This window comes from Geodermatophilus sp. SYSU D01180, from assembly GCF_054050415.1.
In genome coordinates, this window is the sequence record NZ_JBJGZH010000013.1 from 45266 (window position 1) to 71175 (window position 25910).

General features: G+C 75.9%; 23 protein-coding genes. 9 read left to right on the forward strand and 14 right to left on the reverse strand.

The genetic code is table 11. The features are described 5' to 3' along the window. Positions 1-29 precede the first annotated feature (29 nt). From flhA to ACI8AA_RS13575, 4 genes are all read left to right on the forward strand, one after another. Positions 30-2060, forward strand: coding sequence for a flagellar biosynthesis protein FlhA (gene flhA / locus ACI8AA_RS13560; RefSeq protein WP_457044935.1), 2031 nt, complete (start codon positions 30-32; stop codon positions 2058-2060). Continuing rightward, positions 2041-4737 carry a hypothetical protein gene (locus ACI8AA_RS13565; protein ID WP_457044936.1) on the forward strand — a complete coding sequence of 899 codons (2697 nt, stop codon included), beginning with the start codon at positions 2041-2043 and terminating at the stop codon, positions 4735-4737. The genes flhA and ACI8AA_RS13565 overlap by 20 nt, the downstream gene beginning before the upstream one ends. Beyond that, entirely contained in the window at positions 4734-4979 is a 246-nt protein-coding gene (locus ACI8AA_RS13570; RefSeq protein ID WP_457044937.1) for a hypothetical protein, read from the forward strand. The genes ACI8AA_RS13565 and ACI8AA_RS13570 overlap by 4 nt, the downstream gene beginning before the upstream one ends. 164 nt (positions 4980-5143) lie before the next feature. Then, a complete protein-coding gene (locus ACI8AA_RS13575; protein WP_457044938.1) occupies positions 5144-6064 on the forward strand; it encodes a type IV toxin-antitoxin system AbiEi family antitoxin domain-containing protein in 921 nt (306 codons plus the stop codon). An 82-nt stretch (positions 6065-6146) separates the two neighbouring features. Here ACI8AA_RS13575 and ACI8AA_RS13580 read toward each other — a convergent pair whose 3' ends face one another. The 4 genes from ACI8AA_RS13580 to ACI8AA_RS13595 form a co-directional block, all read right to left on the reverse strand. After that, positions 6147-7442, reverse strand: coding sequence for a PhoH family protein (locus ACI8AA_RS13580; RefSeq protein ID WP_457044939.1), 1296 nt, complete (start codon positions 7440-7442; stop codon positions 6147-6149). 268 nt (positions 7443-7710) lie between these two features. After that, positions 7711-7998 (reverse strand): hypothetical protein, encoded by a 288-nt coding sequence (locus tag ACI8AA_RS13585; RefSeq protein WP_457044940.1) that lies wholly within the window; start codon positions 7996-7998, stop codon positions 7711-7713. Positions 7999-8001: 3 nt separating this feature from the next. Then, positions 8002-9219, reverse strand: coding sequence for a DUF885 domain-containing protein (locus ACI8AA_RS13590; protein WP_457044941.1), 1218 nt, complete (start codon positions 9217-9219; stop codon positions 8002-8004). A gap of 13 nt (positions 9220-9232) precedes the next feature. Beyond that, on the reverse strand, positions 9233-10012 hold the full coding sequence (locus tag ACI8AA_RS13595) for an isoprenyl transferase (RefSeq protein WP_456926444.1): 780 nt from the start codon (positions 10010-10012) through the stop codon (positions 9233-9235). Positions 10013-10149: 137 nt separating this feature from the next. On the opposite strand from ACI8AA_RS13595, the gene trhA reads away from it, so the two are divergent. Next, positions 10150-10965 (forward strand): PAQR family membrane homeostasis protein TrhA, encoded by an 816-nt coding sequence (gene trhA, locus ACI8AA_RS13600; protein WP_457044942.1) that lies wholly within the window; start codon positions 10150-10152, stop codon positions 10963-10965. Between the two features lie 103 nt (positions 10966-11068). Here trhA and ACI8AA_RS13605 read toward each other — a convergent pair whose 3' ends face one another. Genes ACI8AA_RS13605 through ACI8AA_RS13620 form a run of 4 tightly spaced genes read right to left on the reverse strand, consistent with a single transcriptional unit; the run spans position 11069 to position 15696 of the window. Continuing rightward, a complete protein-coding gene (locus tag ACI8AA_RS13605) occupies positions 11069-12319 on the reverse strand; it encodes a geranylgeranyl reductase family protein (RefSeq protein WP_457044943.1) in 1251 nt (416 codons plus the stop codon). A 31-nt stretch (positions 12320-12350) separates the two neighbouring features. Continuing rightward, positions 12351-13007, reverse strand: coding sequence for a maleylpyruvate isomerase N-terminal domain-containing protein (locus ACI8AA_RS13610; protein ID WP_457044944.1), 657 nt, complete (start codon positions 13005-13007; stop codon positions 12351-12353). 19 nt (positions 13008-13026) lie between these two features. Next, positions 13027-13629, reverse strand: coding sequence for a hypothetical protein (locus tag ACI8AA_RS13615; RefSeq protein ID WP_457044945.1), 603 nt, complete (start codon positions 13627-13629; stop codon positions 13027-13029). 57 nt (positions 13630-13686) lie between these two features. Continuing rightward, on the reverse strand, positions 13687-15696 hold the full coding sequence (locus tag ACI8AA_RS13620; RefSeq protein ID WP_457044946.1) for a thioredoxin domain-containing protein: 2010 nt from the start codon (positions 15694-15696) through the stop codon (positions 13687-13689). 203 nt (positions 15697-15899) lie between these two features. Here ACI8AA_RS13620 and ACI8AA_RS13625 point away from each other — a divergent pair, with 203 nt between their 5' ends. Further along, positions 15900-16454 carry an AMIN-like domain-containing (lipo)protein gene (locus ACI8AA_RS13625; protein WP_457044947.1) on the forward strand — a complete coding sequence of 185 codons (555 nt, stop codon included), beginning with the start codon at positions 15900-15902 and terminating at the stop codon, positions 16452-16454. A gap of 54 nt (positions 16455-16508) precedes the next feature. On the opposite strand, the gene ACI8AA_RS13630 is transcribed toward ACI8AA_RS13625, so the two are convergent. Further along, positions 16509-16871 (reverse strand): hypothetical protein, encoded by a 363-nt coding sequence (locus tag ACI8AA_RS13630; protein WP_457044948.1) that lies wholly within the window; start codon positions 16869-16871, stop codon positions 16509-16511. Next, positions 16868-17755, reverse strand: coding sequence for a mycothiol conjugate amidase Mca (mca, locus tag ACI8AA_RS13635; protein WP_457044949.1), 888 nt, complete (start codon positions 17753-17755; stop codon positions 16868-16870). The genes ACI8AA_RS13630 and mca overlap by 4 nt, the downstream gene beginning before the upstream one ends. A 218-nt stretch (positions 17756-17973) precedes the next feature. Between mca and greA the strand changes: the two genes are divergently transcribed. Both greA and ACI8AA_RS13645 read left to right on the forward strand, forming a co-directional pair. Then, positions 17974-18474, forward strand: a complete 501-nt coding sequence (gene greA / locus ACI8AA_RS13640) for a transcription elongation factor GreA (protein WP_110907602.1) — start codon at positions 17974-17976, stop codon at positions 18472-18474. Positions 18475-18488: 14 nt separating this feature from the next. Then, a complete protein-coding gene (locus tag ACI8AA_RS13645; RefSeq protein WP_457044950.1) occupies positions 18489-18809 on the forward strand; it encodes an RNHCP domain-containing protein in 321 nt (106 codons plus the stop codon). Between the two features lie 81 nt (positions 18810-18890). Here ACI8AA_RS13645 and ACI8AA_RS13650 read toward each other — a convergent pair whose 3' ends face one another. The 4 genes from ACI8AA_RS13650 to ilvA form a co-directional block, all read right to left on the reverse strand. After that, positions 18891-20948: a M3 family metallopeptidase gene (locus ACI8AA_RS13650; RefSeq protein ID WP_457044951.1), complete on the reverse strand. Its 2058-nt coding sequence runs from the start codon at positions 20946-20948 to the stop codon at positions 18891-18893. A 163-nt stretch (positions 20949-21111) separates the two neighbouring features. Continuing rightward, on the reverse strand, positions 21112-21921 hold the full coding sequence (locus ACI8AA_RS13655; RefSeq protein ID WP_387987883.1) for an ABC transporter permease: 810 nt from the start codon (positions 21919-21921) through the stop codon (positions 21112-21114). Then, a complete protein-coding gene (locus ACI8AA_RS13660) occupies positions 21918-22937 on the reverse strand; it encodes an ATP-binding cassette domain-containing protein (protein ID WP_457044952.1) in 1020 nt (339 codons plus the stop codon). Before ACI8AA_RS13660 ends, ACI8AA_RS13655 begins: the two co-directional genes overlap by 4 nt. A 207-nt stretch (positions 22938-23144) precedes the next feature. Further along, positions 23145-24359 (reverse strand): threonine ammonia-lyase, encoded by a 1215-nt coding sequence (gene ilvA / locus ACI8AA_RS13665; RefSeq protein WP_457044953.1) that lies wholly within the window; start codon positions 24357-24359, stop codon positions 23145-23147. An 85-nt stretch (positions 24360-24444) separates the two neighbouring features. On the opposite strand from ilvA, the gene ACI8AA_RS13670 reads away from it, so the two are divergent. Next, the gene (locus tag ACI8AA_RS13670) at positions 24445-25908 is read left to right on the forward strand and encodes a sigma 54-interacting transcriptional regulator (RefSeq protein ID WP_456943295.1); all 1464 of its coding nucleotides are present in this window, start codon (positions 24445-24447) and stop codon (positions 25906-25908) included. Positions 25909-25910: the final 2 nt, after the last annotated feature.

A 25910-nucleotide genomic window follows, 5' to 3' on the forward strand; every position in this document is an offset into this window, starting at 1 on the left:
CGGCTGCCGATGCAGTGCCCGTGCGAGGGATGACCAAGGCCGCCGTGCCCGTCGGCGTGGTGGCCATCGTCCTCATGCTGGTCGTGCCGCTGCCCGCGGCGGTGCTGGACCTGCTGCTGGGCCTGAACATCACCGCGTCGCTGCTGATCCTGCTGGTCGCGATGCAGATCAAGCGGCCGCTGGACTTCGCGGTCTTCCCGTCGCTGATCCTCATCGCGACGCTGTTCCGGCTCGCCCTCAACGTCTCCTCGACGCGGCTGGTGCTCACCGACGGCTACGCCGGCAAGGTCATCGAGGCCTTCGGGCACTTCGTGATCGGCGGCTCGCTCGTCGTCGGCCTGGTGATCTTCGTGATCCTCACGATCATCCAGTTCGTCGTCATCACCAACGGTGCCGGCCGCGTGGCCGAGGTCGGCGCCCGGTTCACCCTCGACGCGATGCCCGGCAAGCAGATGGCCATCGACGCCGACCTCAACGCCGGCCTGATCAACGAGCAGCAGGCGCGCAAGCGGCGCACCGAGGTCACCGCCGAGGCCGACTTCTACGGCTCGATGGACGGCGCCTCGAAGTTCGTCAAGGGCGACGCCATCGCCGCGATCATCATCACGCTGATCAACCTGATCGGCGGCTTCGCCGTCGGGGTCATGCAGCGCGGCATGGCGCCCGGCGACGCCGTCTCCACCTTCTCGCTGCTGACCGTCGGCGACGGCCTGGTCTCGCAGATCCCCGCGCTGCTGCTGTCCACCGCGACCGGCATCATCGTCACCCGCTCGGCCAGCGACGGCGACATGGGCAGCGACCTGCTCGGCCAGCTCGGCCGCTTCCGCCAGCCGGTGCGCATCGCCGGCGGCGCGGCGCTGGCGCTGTGCCTGATCCCGGGGCTGCCGAAGCTGCCGTTCCTGGTCATCGGCGGGCTGTTCCTGGTCATGGCCGCGCGGATGCAGGAGGCCCCGGCCGAGGACGACGACACGCCCGCGCTCGCCGCCGCCGAGGAGCCCGCGCCGGACTCCCCCGAGGCGATCGCCGAGCGCATGCGGGTCGACCCGCTGGAGCTCGAGGTGGCCTTCGACCTGGTCGACCTCGTCGACTCCTCCCGCGGCGGCGACCTGCTCGACCGGGTCAAGGCGCTGCGCCGGAAGGTCGCGATGGAGACCGGCCTGGTCATCCCGCTGGTCCGCACCCGCGACAACCTCGACCTGCCGTCGTCGCAGTACGTCATCTGGCTCAACGGCGTCCCGGCGGCCAAGGGCACCTCGCCCGCCGGCACCGTGCTGGCCATCGGGGACGCCCTCGACGGGCTGCCCGGCCGGCCCACCCGCGAGCCGGTGTTCGGCCTGCCCGCCAAGTGGGTGCCGGTGGAGCTGCAGCGGCAGGCGGAGATGGCCGGCGCGACCGTCGTCGACCGCTCCTCGGTCATCACCACCCACCTGGCCGAGGTGGTGCGCCAGAACGCCGCCGAGCTGCTCGGCCGCGAGGACGTGCGGCTGCTGGTCGAGATGGTCAGGCGGACCCACCCGGTCGTCGTCGAGGAGCTCACCCCGGGGCTGCTCACCCTCGGCGAGATCCAGCGGGTGCTGCACGCGCTGCTGGCCGAGAACGTCTCCATCCGCGACCTGGTGCGCATCTTCGAGGCGCTGTCGCTGCGGGCGAAGACCTCCACCGACCTGGACGGGCTGGTCGAGGCGGTGCGCGCGGCGCTCGGCGCGGCGATCAGCCACCCCTACGTCACCCCCGACGAGCGGCTGCACGTGCTCACCCTGGAGCCCGCCTTCGAGCAGCGGCTGCTGGAGGCGGTGCGGCAGAGCGACGGCGGCCAGGTGCTGGCGCTGGACGCCGGCTCGGTCGACGCGCTGGTCACCGGGTGCAGCGGGCTGCTGGAGGACGCCGAGCAGCACGGCCTGTCCCCCGTCCTCGTCTGCTCCCCCCAGGTGCGGGCCGCGCTGTCCCGCCTGATGCGTCAGGTCCTCCCCCGCCTGCCGGTGATCTCCTACTCGGAGGTCTCCCGGACGGCCCAGATCGAGTCACTGGGAGTGGTGAACGGTGCCGTTGCCATCCGTTGAGGCGCCCACGCCCGAGGCCGCCGTCGCCGCGGCCCGCGAGCGGTACGGCAACGCGGTGCGGATCACCGGCGTGCGCCGCATCCGGTCCGGCGGCGTGCTGGGCTTCTTCGCCACCGAGCGGTTCGTCGCCGAGGTGGAGGACGTCGAGCCGGCCCGGCGCGGTCCCGCGCCGAAGTCCGAGTCGGCCCGCCGGATCGAGGCCGCGCTCAGCCGCGACCCGGGCCCGCTCGCCGACACCGGGGCGTTCCTGCGCGCCACCGAGCTGCACCGCAGCCGGCCCGCGGCGGCCCGGCCCACCACGCGCCCGGCCACCCCCGCCGAGCGCCCGGCCACCCCCGCCGAGCGCCCGACGACCCCGCCCGAGCTGCCGGACCCGGTGTCCGAGCTGGCCGGCCTGCTCGGGTCCGGCGACGGCGACCCCGGCGTCGACCTGTACTCCCGGGCGTCGGTGGGCGCGACCCGCCGGCCCGCCGCCGGGACCCCCTTCCGCCCCGCCGCCGTCCGCACCGCTGCTCCCCGTACGGCTGCTCCTCGCGCGGCTGCCGCCCCGTCCGCCGCCGCGCCGTCGGCTGCCGCGCCGTCGGCTGCCCGCCGGCCCGGCCGGGCGGCGGTGCGCCCGCCGGCCGAGCCCGCCGGGCCCTCGCTGTTCACCGCCGCGCTGGCCCAGGTCGTCGCCGGTGACCGGGAGGTCCGCGAGGCCGTTGACGACGCGGTGCGCTCGGCGGCCGCGATGTCCGCCGCCGAGGCGCTGCGGGCGGTCCAGGCGGTCGCCGCCGCGACCGCCGAGGCCACGGACGAGGAGCTCGCGCCCCCGTCGGTGCTGCGGACCCCGGAGCCCGCTCCGGCCGCGCCCGCGATGCCGCTGGCCGCCGCCCTCGCCGTCGCGATGGCCGCGCCCGCCCGCGCCGCCGCGCCGTCCCCCGCGGCTCCGGCTCCGGCCCCCGCTCCGGCGCCGGAGCCGGTCGCCCCGGTGGCCGAGGTCCCCGTCGCCGAGGAGCCGGTCGCCGAGGAGCCCGTGGTCGAGGCTCCCGTCACGGAGGCGCCGCTGTCCGGGGCCCCTGAGGCCCCCGAGCCCGCCGAGGAGTCCGGTCCCGGCGTGGACATGTGGGCCGACCCCGCGCCCGTGTCCCGCCCCGCCGCCGTCGCCGAGCCCGTCGCCGAGGAGCCGGTGGTGGAGGCGCCGGCCGTCGACGAGCCCCCGGCGGACGAGGACCCCGAGGACCTCGACGGCAGCGAGGACTCCCTCCTCACCGAGCTGCTCGGCCCGGAGGCGGACGAGACCGCCGCCGAGGCGCCGGTCGCCGTCGCCGTCGTGACCGAGGACGAGCCGGTCACCGACGTCCTGCCGGCCGTCGTCGCCGAGCCGATCGAGGTGCCGGCGCCCCAGCCGGTGGCCGCCTGGGCCGACCCGGACCTCACCGGCCCGGTCACCGGGCGCGAGGAGGCCATCGCCGAGGTGCTGCGTGCGGCCCTGGCCCACGACACCCCGGACGAGGCGCTCACCGACATCCTCCGCGGCGTGCTCGCCAGCGCCTCCACCCAGGGCGGCGTGCACCGCGGCCGCCCGCCGGTCCCGGCGCCCTCGCAGCGCGTGGACCAGGAGCCGGGCTGGGTCGACGCCTCGGCCGAGTCCGACGAGTGGGAGGCCGAGGAGGCGGTGCTCGCGCCGACCGCCAGCGACCCCGCCCCGCTGCCGCTCGACTCCACCGCCGTCCTGCCCCCGCTGTCGCTGCTGCCGCCGCCCACCCCGGGCGCCGAGCTGGCCGTGCCGCGGCTGCTCGGGCGTCCGCCGGTGCCGCCGGCGCGCCGGCTGCCGCCGGTGCCCGGGCAGGCCGTCGCCCGCGTGGCCGCCCCGGCGCCGGGGCTGGCCACCGTGACCCGCCTGCCCGTCGACGCCCGCGCCGCCCGCGGGTGGGCGCCGGCCCGCGTCGTCGTGCCGTCGGTCCGCGAGGCCGGCGCGGTGCCGGCCGGCCGCGGCTGGGTCGACCCGCGGATGGTCGAGGCCGCCGCCACGGTGGCCCGCCTGCGTGCGCTCGGCGTGCCGGAGGACCTGCTCGGTGCGGGCTTCGCCGCCGAGGTGGCGCAGTCCGGCACCTACGCCGCGCTGACCCGGGCGCTCGGTGCGGCTCTGCCTTCGGCGCCGTCGGCCCCGGCCGGTGCCGGCGAGGTGCTGCTGGTCGTCGGCCCCGGCGTCGAGACGCTCGCCGCCGCCCGCTCCCTGGCCGCCGGCATGCGGCTCGACGGCGACCGGCTGCAGTGGGCCACCCGCGGCGACCTCGCCGCGCTCGCGCCCGGGTCCAGCCGGATCACCTCGGTCGACACCGCCATCGCGCGCAAGCAGGACGCCGCCGCCGCGGGGACGCCGACCGTCGTCGCGGTGGACGCCCCGATGCGCGCCGGGAGCCGGACGTGGCTCGAGCAGGTCATGGCGATCTTCTCGCCGGTCGCCGTCTGGGCCGTCGTCGAGGCCACCCGCAAGCCCGAGGACGTCGGCCCGTGGCTGGACGCGCTGCCCCGCGTCGACGCGCTCGTCGTCCAGGACTCCGACCTGACCGCCGACCCGGCCGCCGTGCTGGGCCGGACGACGGTGCCGGTGGCCCTCCTCGACGGCGTGCGGGCGAGCGCGCACCGCTGGGCCTCGCTGCTGTGCGAGCGGCTGGAGACCGCTGAGGCATGAGCCCGCTGCGCTGGGACGTCCTCACGGCGGGGTTCGTGCTGGCCCTGCCGGTGCTCGCGCTGTACCTGCGCGGCGACTTCACGCTCGACGACGTCGTCACCCGGCTGCCCTGGTGCCTGCTCGCCGGCTGGGGCGCCGTGGCGCTGCTGCGCTGGGCTGCGACGCCGCGGACCCGCCCGGCCCCGCAGCGCGCGTCCCGGACGCCGGCCCTCCCGGACGAGGACCCCACCCCCGCCGCCTGAGCCCGCTCCGGGGCGTGATCGCCGGTGTTCCTCACGCGTTGGCGGTCCTGCAGGACCCGCAAGGCACGAGGAACACCGGCAACGGGAGGTCCACAGGGCTCCGGCTGTCCACGGACCGACCGCCTGCGCACCACGGCAGGCACCCGGGCCCGACCGTGGCCGGCGTGCCGTCCGACGAACCGCCCCCACCCACCCTGCGCCGCACCCTGGTCGCCGACGGGTGGAGCGACGACGAACTCGCCCGCGCACGCCGGTCAGGTGAGCTGTCCCGGGTGCGTCGCGGCGCCTACGTCGAGGGCGCGTTGCCGACGGCCGCGGCGGTCCGCCACCACCTGCTCGTGCGCGCGACCGTCGCGGGTCTGCGGCGGGACGCGGTCGTGAGCCACGAGTCGGCGGCCGTCCTCCACGGGCTGCCGACGTGGGGACTCCGCCTGGGCCGGGTGCACGTGACCCGGCAGCCGCCCGCCTCCAGTGACGTCAGCCGGACACTGCGCTGCCACGTCGCCCGGCTGGAGGACGACGAGGTGACGGCGGTCGGCGGGATCCCCGTCACCGACCCGGTCCGCACGGTGCTCGACCTCGCCCGCTGCCTGCCCTTCGAGGTGGCGGTGGTCGTGCTCGACGGACTGCTAGCCGCACGGCCGACCGCCGCGGACGTCCTCGCGGCCCGGCTGCCCCGCATCACCGGGACGCGGGGCAGCCGCGCCGCGGCGCGGGCCGTGGCCTTCGCCGACGGCCGCAGCGAGAGCGTCGGCGAGAGCCGCAGCCGGGTGCTCCTCCACCGGCTGGGCCTGGCGCCCAGCAGCCTCCAGCACTCCGTGCACACCGCCGACGGGGTGCTGCTCGGACGCGCCGACTTCGTGTGGGAGCCCGACCGACTGCTCGGGGAGTTCGACGGGCGGGTGAAGTACGGGCGGCTGCTGCGGCCCGGCCAGGAGCCGGGCGACGCCGTGTTCGAGGAGAAGCGCCGCGAGGACGCCATGCGCGCCGAGGGGTGGGGCATGGTCCGCTGGACCTGGGACGAACTCGACGGCGCACTGGCCACCCGCGTCAGCCGCGCGCTACGCCGTCGTCGCGACACCTGATCCCCATTGCCGGGGTTCCTCGTGCACTGCCGGTCCTGCAGCACCGGCAGTGCACGAGGAACGCCCGCAATGGGCCCGCCGGTCAGAGCTCCATGTCCTCCAGCATCTCGGTGACCAGGGCGGCGATCGGCGAGCGCTCGGACCGGGTGAGCGTCACGTGGGCGAACAGCGGGTGCCCCTTGAGCTGCTCGACCACCGCCGCGACGCCGTCGTGCCGGCCGACCCGCAGGTTGTCCCGCTGCGCGACGTCGTGGGTCAGCACCACCCGCGACCCGCTGCCCAGCCGCGACAGCACGGTCAGCAGCACGCCGCGCTCGAGGGACTGGGCCTCGTCGACGATCACGAACGAGTCGTGCAGCGAGCGGCCGCGGATGTGGGTCAGCGGCAGCACCTCGATGAGGTCGCGCGCGGCGATCTCGTCGAGGACCTCCTTGGACACCAGCGCGCCGAGGGTGTCGTAGACCGCCTGCGCCCAGGGCGACATCTTCTCGCCCTCGCTGCCGGGCAGGTAGCCGAGCTCCTGCCCGCCGACGGCGTACAGCGGCCGGAAGATCACGACCTTCTTGTGCGCCCGCCGCTCCATCACCGACTCCAGCCCCGCGCACAGCGCCAGCGCCGACTTGCCGGTGCCCGCGCGCCCGCCGAGCGAGACGATGCCGATCTCGGGGTCCAGCAGCAGGTCCAGCGCCACCCGCTGCTCGGCCGAGCGCCCGTGCAGCCCGAACGCCTCACGGTCACCGCGCACCAGCCGCACCTGCTTGTCCGGCGTCACCCGCCCCAGCGCCGAGCCGCGCGAGCTCAGCAGCACCAGCCCGGTGTGCGCGGGCAGCTCCGCGGCCGCCGGAACGTACACCTCGCCGGTGTCGTAGAGGCCCGACAGCTCCGCGTCGTCCAGCGACAGCTCGGCCATGCCGGTCCAGCCCTCGTCGACGGAGTCCAGCGCGCGGTACTCGTCGGTCTCCAGGCCGACGGCGGCCGCCTTGACCCGCAGCGGCACGTCCTTGGTGACCAGGCAGACGTCGCGGCCCTCGGCCCGCAGGTTCAGCGCGACCACCATGATCCGGCTGTCGTTGCTGTCGTTGCGGAAGCCGGCCGGGAGCACCGCGGCGTCGCTGTGGTTGAGCTCGACGTGCACCGTGCCGCCGTCCTCCCCCACGGGGACCGGCGCGTCGAGCCGGCCGTGGGTGACCCGCAGGTCGTCGAGCAGCCGCAGCGCCTGGCGGGCGAACCAGCCGAGCTCCGGGTGGTGCCGCTTGTCCTCGAGCTCACCGATGACGACCAGCGGCAGCACCACGTCGGCGTCGCCGAAGCGCAGCAGCGCGCGGGGGTCGGACAGCAGGACGGAGGTGTCGAGGACGTACGTGCGGCGAGTGGTCACGGGTCGTCTCCCCTGGGGCGCGAGGCCGCGCCCCGGCTCGAAGGTGGCCGGGCCCCGGCGCAGGGGCCGGGAACCGGCCCCCCTGGTCGACGAGAACGTCAGCACCAACCGGGCCTCCCGTGGACGGCGGGGCGGGCCCGTCGTCCACCCCGGACGCTAGAGCCCCGGACCGACAGGAGCGCGCGATCGCAGCGCGGCGAAACGCACTGTTCACCCGTTGGGGTCCCACCCGTACCGCCCGTCCCGGCGACGGCGCGGCACGCCCGGCTCAGTACAGCTCGCGCCCCCGCGCGTCCGGCGGCCGGGGCAGCGGGCGCGACGCCGGCAGCTCCCACGTAGGTGGCGGCCCGCCCTCGTACGGGACGTCCCAGGGCTCCTCCCGCCGTCCCCGCCGCGGCCGCACGGCCGCCACCGCCCACAGCACCGGCACGAGCAGCACCGGCCACTGGACGGCGAGGTCGCCGATCCACAGCAGACCGGCGAGCAGGAGCACGAGCAGCCATCCCGCCGTCCACAGGCCGAGGGCGCGGGCCTCCCGGGGGTCGCGGCGGGGCACCGGTCAGGCGTCCGAGAGCTCGGCGGTGACGACGGCGGGGGTCAGCGGCTCGTCGAGCAGGCGCACGAAGCGGTCGGCGATGTCCTGGCCGGCCGGCCGGGCGCCGAGCCAGCGGTGCAGCAGGTCGTAGCCCTCGACGTAGGTGGTGATGTAGGCGCGCCACAGCGGGTGGGTGAGGAACCGCAGCTGCTGGCGGGCCCGGTCGGGGCTGACCAGCGACCAGCGCTGGATGTAGGCGGCGACCTCGTCGGCGTCGGCCCCGCGGTCGTGCAGCAGCACGGCGGCGTCCTGGCGCACCCGGTTCAGCGGCGCCGCGGCCGCGGCGATCCGCTCGGCGAGGTGCCCGTCGAAGCGCAGGCCCAGGTCGCCGAGCACCTCGGCCGACCAGGGCCCCCAGCCGTCCCCGACGGCGGCGTCGACGCCGAGGTCGGCCAGCCCCTCGGCCATCAGGCACTCGGGGGTGTTGACGAGGAACACCGTGTGCTCGAGGTGGCCGGCCCGCTCGACCAGCCCGCGCTCCTTGCGGCAGTGCTCGGTGTGGTGGCCGGGGTAGGACTCGTGCGCCACCAGGTGCACCAGCTGGCTGAGCCGGTGCGGCAGGTCGGCGTTGATCGCCACCCGCGAGCGGAAGTCCCCCTCGTAGTAGTTGAAGCCCGACCAGGGCTTGTCGGTGACCACCTCGTAGCGCACCGTCTCGGCCTCGGGCAGCCCGTACCGGCCGCGCACCCGGTCGCGCAGCGCGCTGGACAGCGCGTGCACCGCGGCCTCCAGCCGCTGCGGCGGGCACTCCTCGCGGCGGCGGTGCGCGGCGTAGCGCTCGGCCAGCGACCCCTCGCCGGGCAGCAGCGCGTCGAGCTCGGCGTGGGCGGCGGCGTAGGCGGCCGGGTCGCCGAGGGTGAGGTCGACCTGGAAGTAGCTGCGCACCTCGTCGAGGAAGCCCACCGGCTCGCCGCTCATCTTCCGGGCGCTGCACTCCAGGCCGGTGAGCTGGCCGCGCAGGAACGCGGCGCGGTCGGCCGGGAGCTCCGCGGCGTCCAGCTCGCGCAGCAGCGCCCGCGCCTGGTCGCGCAGGCCCTGCGGCGTCGGCGCCGGCTCGCTCTCCACCTCGGCGCGGATCCGCTTCTCACCGGTGTAGGCGTCGACGAAGCCGGGCTCCAGCCGGTCGAACCGCAGCCCCAGGCGCACGTACTCCAGGGGGACGTCGACCGCACCGGCTGCCATGGGCCCGAGTCTGTCACCCACCGAAACGGCGGTGCCGCGCCGCGTAGGCCCGCAGCGCGCGCAGGAAGTCGACCCGGCGGAAGTCGGGCCAGTAGACGTCGGTGAAGTAGAACTCCGAGTGCGCCGTCTGCCAGAGCAGGAAGCCCGACAGCCGCTGCTCGCCGCTGGTGCGGATCACCAGGTCCGGGTCGGGCTGGCCGCGGGTGTAGAGGTGCTCGGCGATGTGCTCGACGTCGAGCACCTCGACCAGCTCGTCCAGCGACGTCCCCCGGCTGGCGTGCTCGGCCAGCAGCGAGCGGACGGCGTCGGCGATCTCCCGGCGGCCGCCGTAGCCGACGGCGAGGTTCACCGTGGCGCCCGGGCGGTCGCGGGTGACCTCCTCGGCCTCCTTGAGGACGGTGACCGTCTCCGGCGGGAGCAGCCCCAGCGCGCCGACCGGGTGCAGCTGCCAGCGGCGGTCGGGCGCCGACAGGTCCAGGGCGACGCCCTCGATGATCCGCAGCAGCGGCGTCAGCTCGGGCTCCGGCCGGGACAGGTTGTCGGTGGAGAGCAGGAAGAGGGTGACCACCTCGACGCCGGCCTCGTCGCACCAGGCGAGGAACGACGCGATCCGGTCGGCGCCGCGCCGGTGCCCGGCGTTCGGGTCGAGCAGCCCGGTGGCGCGCGCCCAGCGGCGGTTGCCGTCGATGATCGCGCCCACGTGCCGGGGGACGTCGGCGCCCACCAGCTGCCGGGCCAGGCGACGCTCGTACATCTGCGTCAGGACGTCGCGGACCCACTGACGCGCCCCCACGGGGCCACACCCTAGGCGCCCCCGGACACCGCCGTTCCGCTGCCTCCCGCCCGCGCGTCGCCCCTCCCGCCGGGCTGCCGGGGAACTCACAGGTCTCTGCCGGTGCGGCCCTCCCTACGCCTCCGTAACCTCGGTGTGTGACCTCTGCTGCCGACGAACTGGAGCCGGTCCGGGTACAGGCCGACGGGGCCGAGATCGAGGCCCCGCGCGGGCCGGCCGTCAGCACCGTCCTCGAGGAGGGCGAGCGGGTCGAGCGGACCTGGACGCGCGAGGACTTCGGCGGCGACGACGACTGGGACCACCCCGACACGCGGCCGCGGCTGCGCGGGTGGTTGCACCTGTTCGCCTTCTTCGGGGCGATCGTCGCGGGCGCCGTCCTCGTGCCGCTGGGCTCGGTGCTCGGCGCCCGCGCCGGCTTCTCGGTCGCCGTCTACTGCCTGACCATCTGCGGCCTGTTCGGCATCAGCGCGCTCTACCACCGCCGGCGCTGGTCCCCCCGCGGCTGGAAGATCATGAAACGGCTCGACCACTCGATGATCTTCCTGTTCATCGCGGGCACGTACACGCCGTTCTCGCTGCTCGCCGTCGACCAGCCGCTGGGCTACTGGGTCCTCGGCGGCGTCTGGGCCGGCGCGCTGGCCGGCGTCTGCCTCAAGCTCACCTGGCCGACGGCGCCGCGCTGGGTGGGCGTGCCGCTCTACGTGGGCCTGGGCTGGGTGGCCGTCTTCATCCTCACCGACATCCTGCACATCGCGGGCGTGACCTCGCTCGTGCTGCTGGCGGTGGGCGGCGTGCTCTACACCGTCGGGGGCGTGGCCTACGCGATCAAGAAGCCGAACCCGTGGCCGGGCGTCTTCGGGTACCACGAGGTCTTCCACGCGATGACCGTCGTGGCCGCGCTCTGCCACTACATCGCCGTCTACTTCGCGATGTACAACAGCCCCTTCGTCTGACCTCCGGTCAGACACCGCGGCCAGGTGCCGTGCTCCTGTGGCACCGAGCCCCTCCCCGTCCGACGGCGGGGACCCCTCCGGGGCCCGCTCCGCCGGACCCCGCTCAGGCGAACAGCGGGCGGTCGTCGAAGCGGCGGGAGACCCGGCCGGCCGCGCGCCAGGCGCGGGCGACGACGTCGCGGTCGGCGTCGGTGACCAGGTTGCCCATCACCCGCAGCGCCACGGTCATCAGCGCCCGCGACCGCATGCCGACCGGCCCCGCCGCGGGCAGCAGCCGCGGCAGCGTGAGCAGCCCCGCCAGACGGCGGGCGACGGAGAACGCCTCGCCGTAGTGCCGCCGCAGGGTGGCCGGCCACGCCTCCGACCAGTCCTGCTCGCCGAGCAGGCCGGCCAGCGTCCGCCCGGTCTCCAGGCCGTAGTCGATGCCCTCGCCGTTGAGCGGGTTCACGCAGCCGGCCGCGTCGCCGACCAGCGCCCAGTTCCGCCCGGCGACGCCGGACACCGCCCCGCCCATCGGCAGCAGCGCCGACGCCGGCGCGTGCACCGGGCCGTCCAGCCGCCAGTCCCCGCGGCGGGCGGTGGCGTACGTGTCGAGCAGCGCCCGGAGCTGCACCCCGGCCGGGCGGCGGGCGGTGGCCAGCGTGCCGACGCCGATGTTCACCTGCCCGGACGCCGCACCCAGGGGGAACACCCAGCCGTAGCCGGACAGCAACGCCCCCTCGGCGTCGCGCAGCTCCAGGTGCGAGGAGATCCACTCGTCGTCGCTGCGCCCGGAGGCGACGTAGCCGCGGGCGGCGACGCCGTAGGCGGTGTCGCGGTGCCACCGGCGGCCCAGCACCCGGCCCAGCGGCGAGCGGGCGCCGTCGGCGACCACCAGCCGCTGGCAGCGCACCGTCGTCCGCTCCCCCGCGACGTCGAGGACCACGCCGGTCACCCGGTCGCCGTCGCGCTCGACGTCGACCGCCCGCGCGCCGTCCAGCGGGGTGGCGCCGCCGGCCAGCGCGACCTCGCGGATGCGGGCGTCGAGCTCGGTGCGCGGCACCGCGCTGCCGTGGTCGGGGAAGGCGCCGCCCGGCCAGGGCAGCTCCCACACCTGGCCGAACCCGGCGGCGCGCAGGCCGCGGTTGCGGGCGCGGGCCCGGGCCCAGTCGCCCAGGCCCAGGTGGTCGAGCTCGGCGACCGCGCGGGGGGTCAGCCCGTCGCCGCAGGTCTTGTCCCGCGGGAAGACGGCGGCGTCGGCGAGCAGCACGTCGTGACCGGCGCGCGCGGCCCACGCGGCCGCCGCGGAGCCCGCCGGCCCGGCCCCCACCACGAGGACGTCGGTCGCGGCGGGGACGGCGGCAGCTGCTGGCACGCCGTCCAGTGTCCCTGAGGTGCGCGACGGGCTAGCCGAACAGGGGGAACCGGGTGGCGGCGTCGCCCAGTGCGGCGCGGTCGGCGTCGGTCAGCGGCTCCCGGCCGGTGCCGCGGCGGGCCGCCGTCGCGTCGTCCCACCCGGCCGGCAGCGGGCCGCCGAGCAGCCCCTCGAGCACCCGCCGCACCTCGGCCAGCAGCTCCGGTGCCGGCCCCGGCCGGTCCACGTGCGCCACCAGGTCGAGGTGGTGGACGGCGGCCTCGACGGCGAGCGTGGACAGCAGGTCGTCGACGCGGACGACCCAGCCCTGGGTGCCCACCAGCTCACCGGGCCCGACGCGTCCGGCCGCCACCCCGACCGCGGCCGCCGTCTGGGCGTAGAGCGGCGCCAGCCCGCGCAGGCCGTCCATCACGCTGGCCCGCACGCGGGTCCGCCACAGCGTGTCGTCGTCCTCGGCCGGCGCGGGCTGCCAGGCCCGCCAGTAGGCGACCGCGTCGGTGGTGGCGGGCCCCTCCGCCGGGGTGGCCAGCGCGACCAGGCCCCGGCGGGCGTCGTCGAGCAGGTGCTGGGCGAGGTCGAGGACCGTCCAGCCGGCGCAGCCGCTGGGCTGCCAGGACTCGGCGGGCGTCAGGTCGGCGACCAGCCCGCCGAGGGTGCCGTAGGCCGACCGCAGCAGTTCCAGGCTCACCCCGCCAGCCTGGCAGGGCTCACAGCTCCGGGCCGCGCGCCCGGACCTCCTCCACCGAGGCCATGGCGTCGCGCAGCTCGGTCAGCCAGGCGTCGGCGTGCTGCCCGACCAGGCGCACGGCCCAGACCAGGGCCTCCGAGCGGGAGCGGGCGACGCCGGCGTCGACCAGCGTGTCGAGCACCAGCCGCTCGGGCTGGCGCAGCCGGGTCATCACCGGCACCGAGGCGTTGGTGAACACCTCGCGGACGTCGCCGCACGCGGCGCCCCAGGCCACCGAGCGGCCGTAGCGCTCCTGGGCGGCGTCGGCGATGGCCATCCGCTGCCCGCGGGTGTCCTCGCGGAAGCGGGCGATGCGGCCGGCGCAGGCGGCGGTCGGGTCGCCCTCCCCGGCGTCGGGCTCGGCGAGCGGGCCGACGACGGTGATCTCATCCCGGTCGACGGTGATGTCGGCCGGCCCGGTGAACCAGCCGTCGGGCAGCCGCCCGGCGAACCAGCCGGCGACCTCGGCGCGGTCGACCGGCGGGGTGTCGCCCCCGCGGCCGCCCGGGCCGCGGCGGCGCCAGCCGGGGGCGCCCATGCGGGCGAAGGGTGAGTCGGCGAAGCGGTGGTGGTGTCCGTGCACGACGGCCTCCTCCGGTGCGGTGCTTACGTGATTACACGGTAAGACCGCACGGCGGTGTCAGGAAGAGGTCATCGCTGCGCTCAGAGCGGACACGTCGGTCACCGGCGCGGAGCAGACGAAGCCCCGGCACACGTAGGCGGCGGGGCGCCCGCCGACGACCGGCCGGGCGGCCAGCAGCGGCACCCCGGGGGCGTCGGGCTCCCCCACCACGACGACGGCGCCGGGGCTCGTCGACGCCCGCGCGGCCGCGGCGAGCGCGTCCCGCTCCGGCCCGGCCGGCCCGCTGACGGCGACCTCCAGCGGCCCGGCGAGCAGCGCCTCCCCCACCGCCGCGGCCCAGCCCGCCGCCCGTGGCGCGCGGCGCACCAGCACGCCGAGCTGCCCGGTCGCGGCCTCGCCGAGCTCGCGGTGCCTCGGCGACCCGGCCAGCGCCGCGTAGGTGACGAACGCCCCCGCGGCCGCGGCGACCCCGGCCGGCGTCGGCCCGTCGGCGGGGTCGAACGGGCGGTGCACCAGCGCCTCGGCGTCGGCGGCGGTGTCGTGCCACCCTTCGGCGTCGAGGAACTGCTCGGCGACGACGTCGAGCAGGTCGCCGGCCCACTCCAGCCACCGGCCCTCGCCGGTCGCCTGGTGCAGCGCCAGCAGCCCCTCGGCCAGGTCGCCGTGGTCCTCGAGCACCGCGGCCGGGGTCCCGGCGACGCCGTCCCGCGAGGCCCGCCGCAGCCGCCCGTCCACCCAGTGCACGTCCGCGAGGAGCTCCGCCGCGCGGCGGGCGGCGGCCACCGACGCGGGCGCGCCGGTGAGCACCCCGTGCTCGGCCAGCGCGGCGATCGCCAGCCCGTTCCAGGCGGTGACCACCTTGTCGTCGCGGGCCGGCTGCGGGCGCCGGGCGCGCGCGGCCAGCAGCCGCTCGCGCACGGAGGCGAGGCGGGCGGCGTCCCCGGGGTCGTCGCCGGGGTCGCGGAGCAGCTGCAGCGTGGAGGTGCCGTGCTCGAAGGTCCCGGCGTCGGTCACCGCGAACAGCTCCGCGGCCCAGCGGCCGTCGTCGTTCCCGAGCACCTCGGTGAGCTGGGCCGGCGTCCACACGTAGGTGAGGCCCTCGACGCCGTCGGTGTCGGCGTCCAGCGCGCTGGCGAAGCCGCCCTCGGGCGTGCCGAGGTCGCGGACGAGGAAGGCGGCGGTCGCGTCGGCCACGCGGCGCGCCCACTCCTCCCCGGTGGCCCGCCACAGGTGCAGGTACACGCGCAGGAGCAGCGCGTTGTCGTAGAGCATCTTCTCGAAGTGCGGCACCACCCAGCGCGCGTCGACCGAGTAGCGGGCGAAGCCGCCGGCCAGCTGGTCGTGGATGCCGCCGCGGGCCATCGCCTCCAGCGTGCGGCGGGCCACCTCCAGCGAGCGCGCGTCCCCGCTGCGGGCGGCGTGCCGCAGCAGGAACTCCAGCAGCATCGACGGCGGGAACTTCGGGGCGCCGCCGAACCCGCCGTGCCGGTCGTCGTGGTCGGCGGCCACCGCGGCCGCGGCGCCGTCGAGGTCGGCGGCCGACAGCGGCGTAGGCGGCCCGAGGTCCAGGCGCCGGGAGATGCCCTCGGCGATCCGGGTGCCGGCCTCCTCGAGCTGGTCGCGGCGCTGCGTCCAGGCCTCGGAGACGGCGGTGAGCACCTGGCGGAACGCGGGCATGCCGCCGGCCGGCCGCGGCGGGTAGTAGGTGCCGCAGTAGAACGGCCGCCCGTCCGGGGTGGTGAAGACCGTCATCGGCCAGCCGCCGGAGCCGGTGAGCGCCTGGGTGGCGGTCATGTAGACGCTGTCGACGTCGGGGCGCTCCTCGCGGTCGACCTTCACGCACACGAACCCGGCGTTCATCTGCGCCGCGGTCGCCTCGTCCTCGAACGACTCGTGCGCCATCACGTGGCACCAGTGGCAGGCGGCGTACCCGACGCTCACCAGCACCGGCACGTCCCGCTCGCGCGCCTCGGCGAAGGCCTCCTCCCCCCACTCGCGCCAGTCGACCGGGTTGTCCGCGTGCTGCAGCAGGTAGGGGCTGGTCGCGGCGGCGAGGCGGTTCGGCACGGTCCGGGGATACCCAACGTCACCCCGCGGCAACGGGAAGGCGATGTGCCACCTCGTGTCGCGTCCGGAGAGCCGTTTCCTGTCACTTCTGCACAGCGGAAGAAGCTCAGGATCGACGTCCGTCGGCGATCTGAGCCATGGCCTCCGCGCAGCCGTCGGCGCATCCTCACCTCGTCCGCATCCCCCTGACCCGGGAGCCCGCCATGAGCACCACCCGCACCCGCGCCGCCGTCGTCCTGGCCGCCGCCACGGCCGCCCTCGGCATCGCCCTGCCCGCCGCCTCCGCCGCCTCCTGCAGCACGGCGTGGGGCTCCCTGCCGGAGGCCGTCGCGGACCGCGGCGGCGGCACCCTCGACGACGTCCGCGCCGGCCGGCACGACTGCTACGACCGGCTGGTCCTGGACCTCGACGGGATCGACGCCGCCGACGTCGGCTTCGACGTCCGGTACGTGCCCCGGGTCGTGCAGGACGGCTCGGGCCGGCCCGTGCCCCTGCGCGGGGCCGCCGACCTGCAGGTCGTCGTGCACACCCCCGGGTACACCGACACCGGGGCGGCGACCTACGACCCGCGCACCGATGCCGAGGCCGTCGCCGTCGACGGCTACCGCACCTTCCGGCAGGTCGCCTACGCCGGCTCGTTCGAGGGCAGCAGCACCGTCGGGCTCGGCGTCCGCGCCCGCCTGCCGTTCCGCGTGCTGGTCCTCGACGGCCCCGGCGACGGCTCGCGCCTCGTCGTCGACGTGGCGCACACCTGGTGAGCACCGCGGCCGGGCCGGGGCTCCCCGGCCCGGCCGGGCGGCGGCCCGCCGGCGTCAGTGCGCCGGCGGGTCCGTCCGGTCGTCGCGCTCGGGGCCGTTCCGCTTGGGGCCCTCGATCGCGCGGGGCGCGCGGCGCAGGTCGTCGAGCAGGTCCTGACCGGGTCGGCGCGGCGGGTCGACCAGCTCCGCCGGGGTGTCGGGGACGACGACCTGCGGCTGGTCGTCCTCCGGCTCGAAGCTGCGCGGGATCCGCTTGAGGTGCCGGTTCATCGAGCGGACCAGCAGGAAGACGGCGACCAGCAGGACGAGGGTGAGGAACAGCCCCAGCGGGCCGGACTTGCCGACGTCCTCGGGCAACTGCTCCTCCGCGGCCAGGACCGCCCCGGCCAGCGCGCCGCCCACCAGCCCGGCGCTCACGGGACCGGCACCTCGCTGCGGATGCCGGCGAACAGGTCGTCCTCCGGCAGCGTCGAGTCCACCAGCGAGCGGGCCAGCTCGTAGTCCTCGGTCGGCCACACCCGCTGCTGCAGGTCCATCGGGCAGGCGAACCAGCGGCCGTTCGGGTCGATCTGGGTCGCGTGCGCGATCAGGGCGGCGTCGCGCACCGGGAAGTACTCGGCGCACGGGACGCGGGTGGTGACCCGGTGGCTCATGTCCCGCTCCGGGTCCCAGTTCGCCAGCCACTCGGCGTAGGGCGACTCGGCACCGGTCTCGAGCATCGCCTCGTGCAGCGCCCGCGTCCGGGTCAGCGTGAAGCCCATGTGGTAGTAGAGCTTGCTCGGCTGCCAGGGCTCGCCCAGCCGGGGGTAGCGCTCCGGGTCGCCGGCGGCCTCGAAGGCGTGCACCGAGACCTCGTGCGTCTTGATGTGGTCGGGGTGCGGGTAGCCGCCGCGCTCGTCGTAGGTGAGCACGACCTGCGGCCGGAACCGGCGGATCAGCTCCACCAGCGGCGCCGCCGCCTCCTCGGTGGGGACCAGCGCGAAGCAGCCCTCGGGCAGCGGCGGCAGCGGGTCGCCCTCGGGCAGGCCGGAGTCGACGAAGCCGAGGAACTCCTGCCGGACGCCGAGGATCTCCCGGGCGCGGGCCATCTCCTCGACGCGCAGCTGCGGCAGGCGCTCCCAGATCTCCGGGCGGTCCAGCGACGGGTTCAGCACCGAGCCGCGCTCGCCGCCGGTGCAGGTCGCCACCATCACCTCGACACCCTCGGCGACGTACTTCGCCATCGTGGCCGCGCCCTTGCTCGACTCGTCGTCGGGATGGGCGTGGACGGCGAGCAGGCGCAACGGGTCGGCGTCGGTCACCTCCCCAGTGTCCCCCGACGCGCCGACGGAACGCCGTCATCGGGTCCCCCGGAGGGCTGGATGTGGTGCCTGTCACGGTCCGTTCCGGTACCGTCCGCTCCCCGGCAGGGAGCGGATCGGGTCCTGCACGGGCCACCCGGCCGGTGTTAGCTTGGCCGGATCGACGTCGCCGCATCCCGACCGGGACGCGGCCCCCGAGCTGTGCAGGAGTACCCCGCGTGACCACCCCCACTGAGAACGAGCAGGGCATCTGGCTGACCCAGGAGGCCCACGACCGGCTGAAGGCCGAGCTCGACCAGTTGGTGGCCGGCCGGCCCGCCATGGCCGCCGAGATCAACGCCCGCCGCGAGGAGGGCGACCTCAAGGAGAACGGCGGCTACCACGCCGCCAAGGAGGAGCAGGGCAAGCAGGAGGGCCGGATCCGGCAGCTGACCGACCTGCTCCGCAAGGCGCGCGTCGGCGAGCCGCCGACGACGGCCACCACCGCCGAGCTCGGCACGGTCATCACCATCCGCTTCCAGGGCGACGACGAGACCGAGAAGTTCCTGCTCGGCTCCCGCGAGATCGCGGGCACCACCGACCTCGCCGTCTACTCGCCGGAGTCGGCGATGGGCTCGGCGATCCTCGGCGCGAAGCCGGGCACCTCGGTCACCTACCAGGCGCCCAACGGCCGCGACATCACCGTCGAGGTCGTCGCCGTCGAGCCGTTCGTCCCCTGACCGGGTCGCGTCCCGTGGCCCGCTCCCGGCGGGCGGAGAACACCGGCTTCGTCTGCGTGCACTGCGCCGCCGACGTCCCCGCGAACACCGACGGGCACTACCGCAACCACTGCCCGGTGTGCCTGTGGTCGCTGCACGTCGACGACCTGCCCGGCGACCGCGCGAGCGGGTGCCGGCAGCCGATGGAGCCGATCGGCCTGGTCGAGAAGTCCGGCAAGGGCTGGCAGGTGGTGCACCGCTGCACGGCGTGCGGCCACCGCCAGCCCAACCGGCTCGTCCGCGACGGCGACGCCCCCGACGACCTCGACCTGGTGCTCTCGCTCCCCTGGCTCTGACGCCTCACTGACGGCGTCCCTCGCGGGTCGCCGCTCCTGCAGGACCCGCAGTGCGCGCGGAACGTCGTCGGTCCTGTCCGGTCAGGCGGGGGCCAGCCCGCGGCGCCGGAGCAGGGGGGCCGGGTCGGCGTCGCGGCCGCGGACAGCGCGGAAGGCCTCCAGCGGGTCCACCGCCCCGCCGCGGGACAGCAGCCGCTCGCGGAAGACGTCGCCGTTCTCCCGCCGCAGGCCGCCGTTCTCGCGGAACCACTCGACGGTGTCGGCGTCGAGGACCTCCGACCAGATGTAGGAGTAGTAGCCCGCCGCGTAGGCGCCGGCGAAGACGTGCTGGAAGTACGTCGTCCGGTAGCGCGGCGGGACCAGGTCGGAGGCGACGCCGGCCGCCTCGAGAGCCCGCCGCTCGAACTCCGCCGGGTCGCCGACCTCGGTCTCCGGGGTGATCCGGTGCCAGGCCTGGTCCAGCAGCGTCGCGGCGAGGTACTCCAGCGTCGCGAAGCCCTCGCCCCACAGCCGCGCGGCGTCGAGCGCCTCGACGGCGGACGACGGCAGCGGCTCCCCCGTCTCGACGTGCCGCGCGTAGTGCGCGAGCACCTCCGGCCACAGCGCCCACATCTCGTTGACCTGGCTCGGGAACTCCACGAAGTCCCGCGGCACCGCGGTGCCGGCGAAGCGCGGGTAGGTCACCGCGGAGCTCAGCCCGTGCAGCGCGTGCCCGAACTCGTGGAAGAGCGTGTCGACCTCGTCGAGGGTGAGCAGCGTCGGCCGGCCCTCGGGCGCGCGGGCCACGTTGAGGTTGTTGACGACGACCGGCCGGGTGCCCAGCAGCCGCGACTGGGTGACGAACGAGCTCATCCACGCGCCGCCGCGCTTGCCCTCGCGTGCGAAGAAGTCGCCGAGGTAGAGGCCGACCGCCTCGCCGCCGGGACCGCTGACCTCCCACACCCGGACGTCGGGGTGGTAACCGGCGAGGTCCGGGCGCGGGGTGAACCGGAAGCCGTAGAGCAGCTCCGCGGCCCGGAAGACGCCGTCGACGAGCACCCGGTCCAGCTCGAACCAGGACCGCAGCGCCGCGGTGTCGACCGAGTACCGCTCGGCGCGCACCCGCTCGCTGTAGAACGCCCAGTCCCAGGGCGCGAGCTCGTCGACCCCGTCGCGGGCGGCGGCCTCGGCCAGCACCTCCGCCTCGGCCCGCGCGTTCGCCGTCGAGGGGCCGACCATCGAGCCGAGCATCGCGTCGACGGCGTCGGTGCTGCCGGCGGTCTGGTCGGCGAGCACCAGGTCGGCGTGGGTGGCGAAGCCGAGCAGCCGCGCCCGCCCGGCGCGCAGCCGGGCGATCCGCGCGGCGACCGGCCCGTTGTCGTGCTCCCCCGACGACGCGCGGGTCACCGACGCCTCGAACACCCGGCGGCGCAGTGCCCGGTCGCGCAGCTTGGCCAGCACCGGCTGGCCGGTGGGCAGCAGCAGCGGCAGCACGTACCCGTCGAGGCCGCGGTCGGCGGCGGCGCGGGCCGCGGCGGCGACCTCCTCCTCGGAGAGCCCGTCGAGCTCGGCGGCGTCGGCCACCCGGACGGCGGCGGCCTCGGTGGCCAGCTGCAGGTTCTGCCCGAACTGCGTGGACAGCTCGGACAGCTCCCGGTTGAGCTCCGACAGCCGGGCGCGGCCGGCCTCGTCGAGCCGGGCGCCGGCGAGCACCCGGTCGAGGTGGTGCCGCTCCACCAGCCGGACCGCCTCGGGGTCCAGCCCCGCGTCGTGCCGGGCGGCGTGGACGGCGTCGACGCGGGCGAACAGCGCGGGGTCCAGCCGCAGCGCGTCGGCGTGCGCGGCCTCCAGCGGCGCGAGCTCCCGCTCGATCTCCCGCAGCCGCGGCGTGGACAGCGACGACGACAGGTTGCCGAACACCGCCTCGGCCCGGCGCAGCAGCGCGCCGGAGCGCTCGAGGGCCTCGATCGTGTTCGCGAAGGTCGGCGGCTCGGGCGACCCGGTGATCGTGGCGATCTCGGCGCGCTGCTCGGCCATCCCGGCCAGCACCGCCTCGCGGCAGTGCTCGAGCGTGATGTCGGTGAACGGCGGCAGCCCGTACGGCAGCGGCGACTCGGCGGACAGCGGGTTGGACACGGAGGGGGCGGTCTCGGCGCTCATCGCCGTCCATCCTGCGCCGCCGCGCAGACCCGCGTACGCAGGTGGCCCGGAACCGATGCGGTTCCGGGCCACCCGGGTACGACGGTGACACCGCGGTCCCACCGGACCGCACCGCGACCACGTGCCGGCCCGGCGACGGCGGCTCCGCCGCCGGGACGGAGCCTCAGCGGCTGGCGGTGCGCTGGTAGAGGCGGACCGACAGCGGCACGAACACCGCGAGGATGACCGCCGTCCAGATCAGCGTGTAGAGCACCGGGTTCTGCAGCGGCCACGCGTCGGGCACCGGGTAGCCGGCGGGCACGTTGCCGAACAGCTCCCGCGCGGCCAGCGTCACCGACGAGACGGGGTTCCACTCGGCGAAGGTGCGCAGCACCGCCGGGAAGGTCTCCAGCGGCACGAACGTGTTGGCGATGAACGTCAGCGGGAAGATCACGATGAAGCTGGCGTTGTTCACCACCTCCGGCGTGCGGACCAGCAGCCCGACCACCGCCATCAGCCACGAGATCGCGTAGGCGAACACCAGCAGCACGAGGAACCCGCCCACCGCCTCGCCGATCGAGGAGTTGATCCGCCACCCGACCACCAGGCCGGTCAGCGCCATCACCGTGATCGAGATGACGTTGAGCCCGGAGTCGGCGATCGTGCGCCCGACCAGCACCGCCGACCGGGACATCGGCAGCGACCGGAACCGGTCGATCAGCCCCTTCTGCAGGTCCTCGGCGATGCTCGCGCCCGTGACGGTGGACCCGAAGACGACGGTCTGCGCGAAGATCCCCGGCAGCAGGAACTCCGCGTAGCTGATGCCCGGCGGCAGCCCGCCGATCGCGCCGCCGAACACGTAGCGGAACAGCACCACGAACATGATCGGCGACAGCGTCGCGAACACGATCAGGTCGGGCACCCGCTTGACCTTGATCAGGTTGCGCTTGGTGATGACGACGCTGTCGGACAGCGTCGCGGCCAGCGAGGTCATCGCACGCCTCCCGTGGGGACCGGCTCGGCCGGGGTCTCGTCGGTGGTGCCGGCGTCCGCGCTCCCGGCGGCCCTGTCGTCGGCGGCATGGCCGGTCAGCGCCAGGAACACGTCGTCGAGGTCCGGGCGGCGCAGCCCGACGTCGAAGATGTCGGCGGTGTGGCCGTCGAGCCGGCGCAGCGCGTCGGCCAGGACCTCCGCGCCACCGCTGACCGGGATGCTCAGCCGGCGCGCCTGCTCGTCGACGTGCGGCTCGTCCACCGCCAGCGGCCGCAGCCGCGCCACCATCTCCGGCAGGGCGCCCGCGTCGGTGACCGCGAACTCCAGCCGCTGCCCGCCGACCTGCGCCTTGAGCTCGTCGGCCGTGCCGCGCGCGATCGCCCGGCCGCGGTCGATGACCACCATCGAGTCGGCCAGCCGGTCGGCCTCCTCCAGGTACTGGGTGGTGAGCAGGATCGTCGTCCCGCCGCCGGCGAGGTCGGCGATGAACTCCCACATCGCCAGCCGGCTGCGCGGGTCGAGGCCGGTGGTGGGCTCGTCGAGGAAGAGCACCCGCGGCCGGGCGATGAGCGAGGCGGCGATGTCCAGCCGCCGGCGCATGCCCCCGGAGTAGGTCTTCGCCGGCCGGTTCGCGGCGTCGCTGAGGTCGAACCGCTCGAGCAGCTCCCCCGCCCGGACCCGCGACTCCCGCTTCCCCAGGCGGTACAGCCGGCCGACCATCTCCAGGTTCTCGAACCCGGTCAGGTACTCGTCGACCGCGGCGTACTGCCCGGTGAGCCCGATGACCGAGCGCACCCGGTCCGGCTCGCGGACGACGTCGACGCCGGCCACCTCCGCGCGCCCGCCGTCGGGCAGCAGCAGGGTGGTCAGGATGCGGACGACGGTGGTCTTCCCCGCGCCGTTCGGGCCCAGCAGGCCCAGCACCGTGCCTTCAGGGACGGCGAGGTCCACCCCCGCCAGTGCCGTGTTCGACCCGAAGCGCTTCTGCAGTCCCTCGACCAGGATCGCGTCGTTCATGACAGGGAAACTAGGTGTGAGCACCGACACTTCCCGAGCGCTTTTCGCGACCCGCGAACGAGCCGACGCCTGCTGTTCTCTCCCACGACACCTCTCCCTGTCCGACGGTCTCGGAGGACAGACCGCCGGACCAGGTGGGAGTCATCGGTGGCCCCCTGCAGGGGCCCGGCGCGAGCGTGCGAGGGGTGGGGGGCAGGGGGTCCTCCGTCAGGCCTCGGAGACGGCGAAACCGGCCTGCTCGAGCGCGCCGACGACGGTCCGCGCGTGGTCCGGGCCGCGGGTCTCGAGGACGACGAACACCTCGACCTGCCCGAGGTCCAGGCGGGTCGCCGTCCGCTCGTGCTCGACCTCGAGCACGTTCGCGCCGGCCTCGGCGAGGACGGCGAGCACCGCGGCCAGCGACCCCGGCCGGTCGGGCACGGCCAGCCGCAGCCGCAGGTACCGGCCGGCGGCGGCCATGCCGTGCTGGACGACCTTCATCATCAGCACCGGGTCGACGTTGCCGCCGGACACGACCGCGACCACCGGCGGGCGGAACGCCTCCGGCTCGGCCATCACGGCGGCGACCGCGGCCACCCCCGCCGGCTCCACGACCAGCTTGGCCCGCTCCAGGCAGAACAGCAGCGCGCGGGAGAGGTCCTCCTCCCCCACCGTGCGCACGTCGTCGACCAGGTCGCGGACGTGGGCGAGCGTGAGGTCGCTGGGCGCGCCGACGGCGATCCCGTCGGCCATCGTGGTGACCCCGGTCAGCGCCACCGGCCGCCCGGCGGCCAGCGACCCGGGGAACGCGGCGGCCCCGGCCGCCTGCACCGCCACGATGCGCGCCTCCGGCCGCCGGTCCCGCACCGCGGCGGCCACGCCGGACACCAGCCCGCCGCCGCCCGTGCAGACGACGACGGTGGCGACGTCCGGGCACTGCTCGAGGAGCTCCAGCCCGACCGTCCCCTGGCCGGCGATGACGTCGGGGTGGTCGAAGGGGTGGATGAACACCGCCCCGGTCGCCTCGGCGTGCTCGACGGCGGCCGCCAGCGCGGCGGTCAGGTCGGCCCCGACCAGCCGCGCGTCGGCGCCGTAGCCGCGGGTGGCGGCGACCTTGGGCAGCGGCGCGGACTCGGGCATGAACACCGTGGCGCGGACGCCGAGCATCCGGGCGGCCAGCGCCACCCCCTGCGCGTGGTTGCCGGCGCTGGCCGCGACCACCCCGCGGGCGCGCTCGTCGGCGGTCAGCCGGGACAGCCGCACGTAGGCGCCGCGGAACTTGAACGAGCCGGTGTGCTGCAGGTTCTCGCACTTGAGGTGCACCGGTCCGCCGACCCGCTCGGCCAGCGCCCGCGAGTGCTCCAGCGGCGTGCGCCGGGCGACCCCGTCGAGCAGCCCGGCGGCGGCGTCGACGTCGGCTCCGGTGACCAGCTCCGCTCCCATGCCGTGATCCTCGCAGGGCGGACGATCCCGTCCGGGCCGACGCAGCCGCTCCCGCATCCTCCCTGGTCGTCGTACCGTGGCTGAGGTGACGGACGTCGCCCCAGCGCAGACCCCACCCGCACCCACGACCCTCGGCGAGCTCCGTGCCAGCGGAGCCGTCGCCCGGCCGGTCAAGGCCGAGATCCGCGCCAACCTGCTCGCCCGCCTGGGCGCCGGCGAGCCCACCCTCCCGGGCATCGTCGGCTTCGAGGACACCGTCGTCCCCGAGGTCGAGCGGGCCCTCATCGCCGGCCACGACCTCGTCCTGCTGGGCGAGCGCGGGCAGGGCAAGACCCGCCTCATCCGCACCCTCGTCGGCCTGCTCGACGAGTGGACGCCGGTCCTCGTCGGCAGCGAGCTCAACGAGCACCCGCTGCACCCGATCAGCGTGTGGGCGCACCGCCAGATCGCCGAGCACGGCGACGACACCCCGGTCGGCTGGCTCCACCGCAGCGAGCGCTTCGGCGAGAAGCTGGCCACCCCCGACACCAGCGTGGGCGACCTCATCGGCGACGTCGACCCGATCAAGGTGGCCGAGGGCCGCACCCTGGGCGACCCGGAGACGGTCCACTACGGCCTGGTCCCGCGCACCAACCGCGGCATCTTCAGCGTCAACGAGCTGCCCGACCTCGCCGAGCGGATCCAGGTCGCGCTGCTCAACGTGCTCGAGGAGCGCGACATCCAGATCCGCGGCTACCGGGTGCGGCTGCCCCTGGACCTGCTGCTCGTGGCCAGCGCCAACCCGGAGGACTACACCAACCGCGGGCGGATCATCACCCCGCTCAAGGACCGCTTCGGCGCCGAGGTGCGCACCCACTACCCGATCGAGCTGGCCGACGAGATCCGGCTGCTCGAGCAGGAGGCGCGCACCAGCGGGCTGGGCGCGCCCAGCGGGCACGACGCGTTCGACGCCCCCGTCGTCCCCCAGCACCTGGTCGAGATCATCGCCCGGTTCACCCGGCTGGTCCGCGAGTCCAGCCACGTCGACCAGCGCTCCGGCGTCAGCGCCCGGTTCGCGATCGCCGGGCTGGAGACCGTCGCCGCCTCCGCCGTCCGCCGGGCCGCGATCGCCGGGGAGACCCGGCCGGTGGCCCGGGTGGTCGACCTGCCGGGCGTCGTCCCGGCCAGCCGCGGCAAGGTCGAGTTCGCCGACGCCGGCAGCGACCCCGACGACGACCGGGAGCTGGAGGTGCTGGAGCACCTGCTGCGGCAGGCGACCGCGCAGACCTTCCGGGCCCGCTGCGGCGGGCTGGACCTGACCGGCCTGCAGGAGCACTTCACCGGTGGCGAGACCGTCGAGTCCGGCGAGCTGGTGCCGGGCGCGGCGCTGCTGGGCCAGCTGGGCACCATCCCGCGGCTGGCCGAGCTGCTCGGCCGCCTCGGCGTGCCGGAGGGCGAGGAGTCCGCCGAGCAGGCGGCCGCCGCGGTCGAGTTCGCCCTCGAGGGGCTCTACCTCACCCGCCGGCTGGCCAAGGACACCGACGGCACCCGCACGGTGTACGGGGCCTGACG

Excerpts from the sequence above, each read along its gene's own strand:
- ACI8AA_RS13660 (WP_457044952.1), bottom strand. The coding sequence starts at position 22,937 with ATGAACGACGCGATCCTGGTCGAGGGACTGCAGAAGCGCTTCGGGTCG.
- ACI8AA_RS13625 (WP_457044947.1), top strand. The coding sequence starts at position 15,900 with ATGAGCACCACCCGCACCCGCGCCGCCGTCGTCCTGGCCGCCGCCACG.
- ilvA (WP_457044953.1), bottom strand. The coding sequence starts at position 24,359 with ATGGGAGCGGAGCTGGTCACCGGAGCCGACGTCGACGCCGCCGCCGGG.
- ACI8AA_RS13655 (WP_387987883.1), bottom strand. The coding sequence starts at position 21,921 with ATGACCTCGCTGGCCGCGACGCTGTCCGACAGCGTCGTCATCACCAAG.
- ACI8AA_RS13570 (WP_457044937.1), top strand. The coding sequence starts at position 4,734 with ATGAGCCCGCTGCGCTGGGACGTCCTCACGGCGGGGTTCGTGCTGGCC.
- ACI8AA_RS13650 (WP_457044951.1), bottom strand. The coding sequence starts at position 20,948 with ATGAGCGCCGAGACCGCCCCCTCCGTGTCCAACCCGCTGTCCGCCGAG.
- ACI8AA_RS13590 (WP_457044941.1), bottom strand. The coding sequence starts at position 9,219 with ATGGCAGCCGGTGCGGTCGACGTCCCCCTGGAGTACGTGCGCCTGGGG.
- flhA (WP_457044935.1), top strand. The coding sequence starts at position 30 with ATGACCAAGGCCGCCGTGCCCGTCGGCGTGGTGGCCATCGTCCTCATG.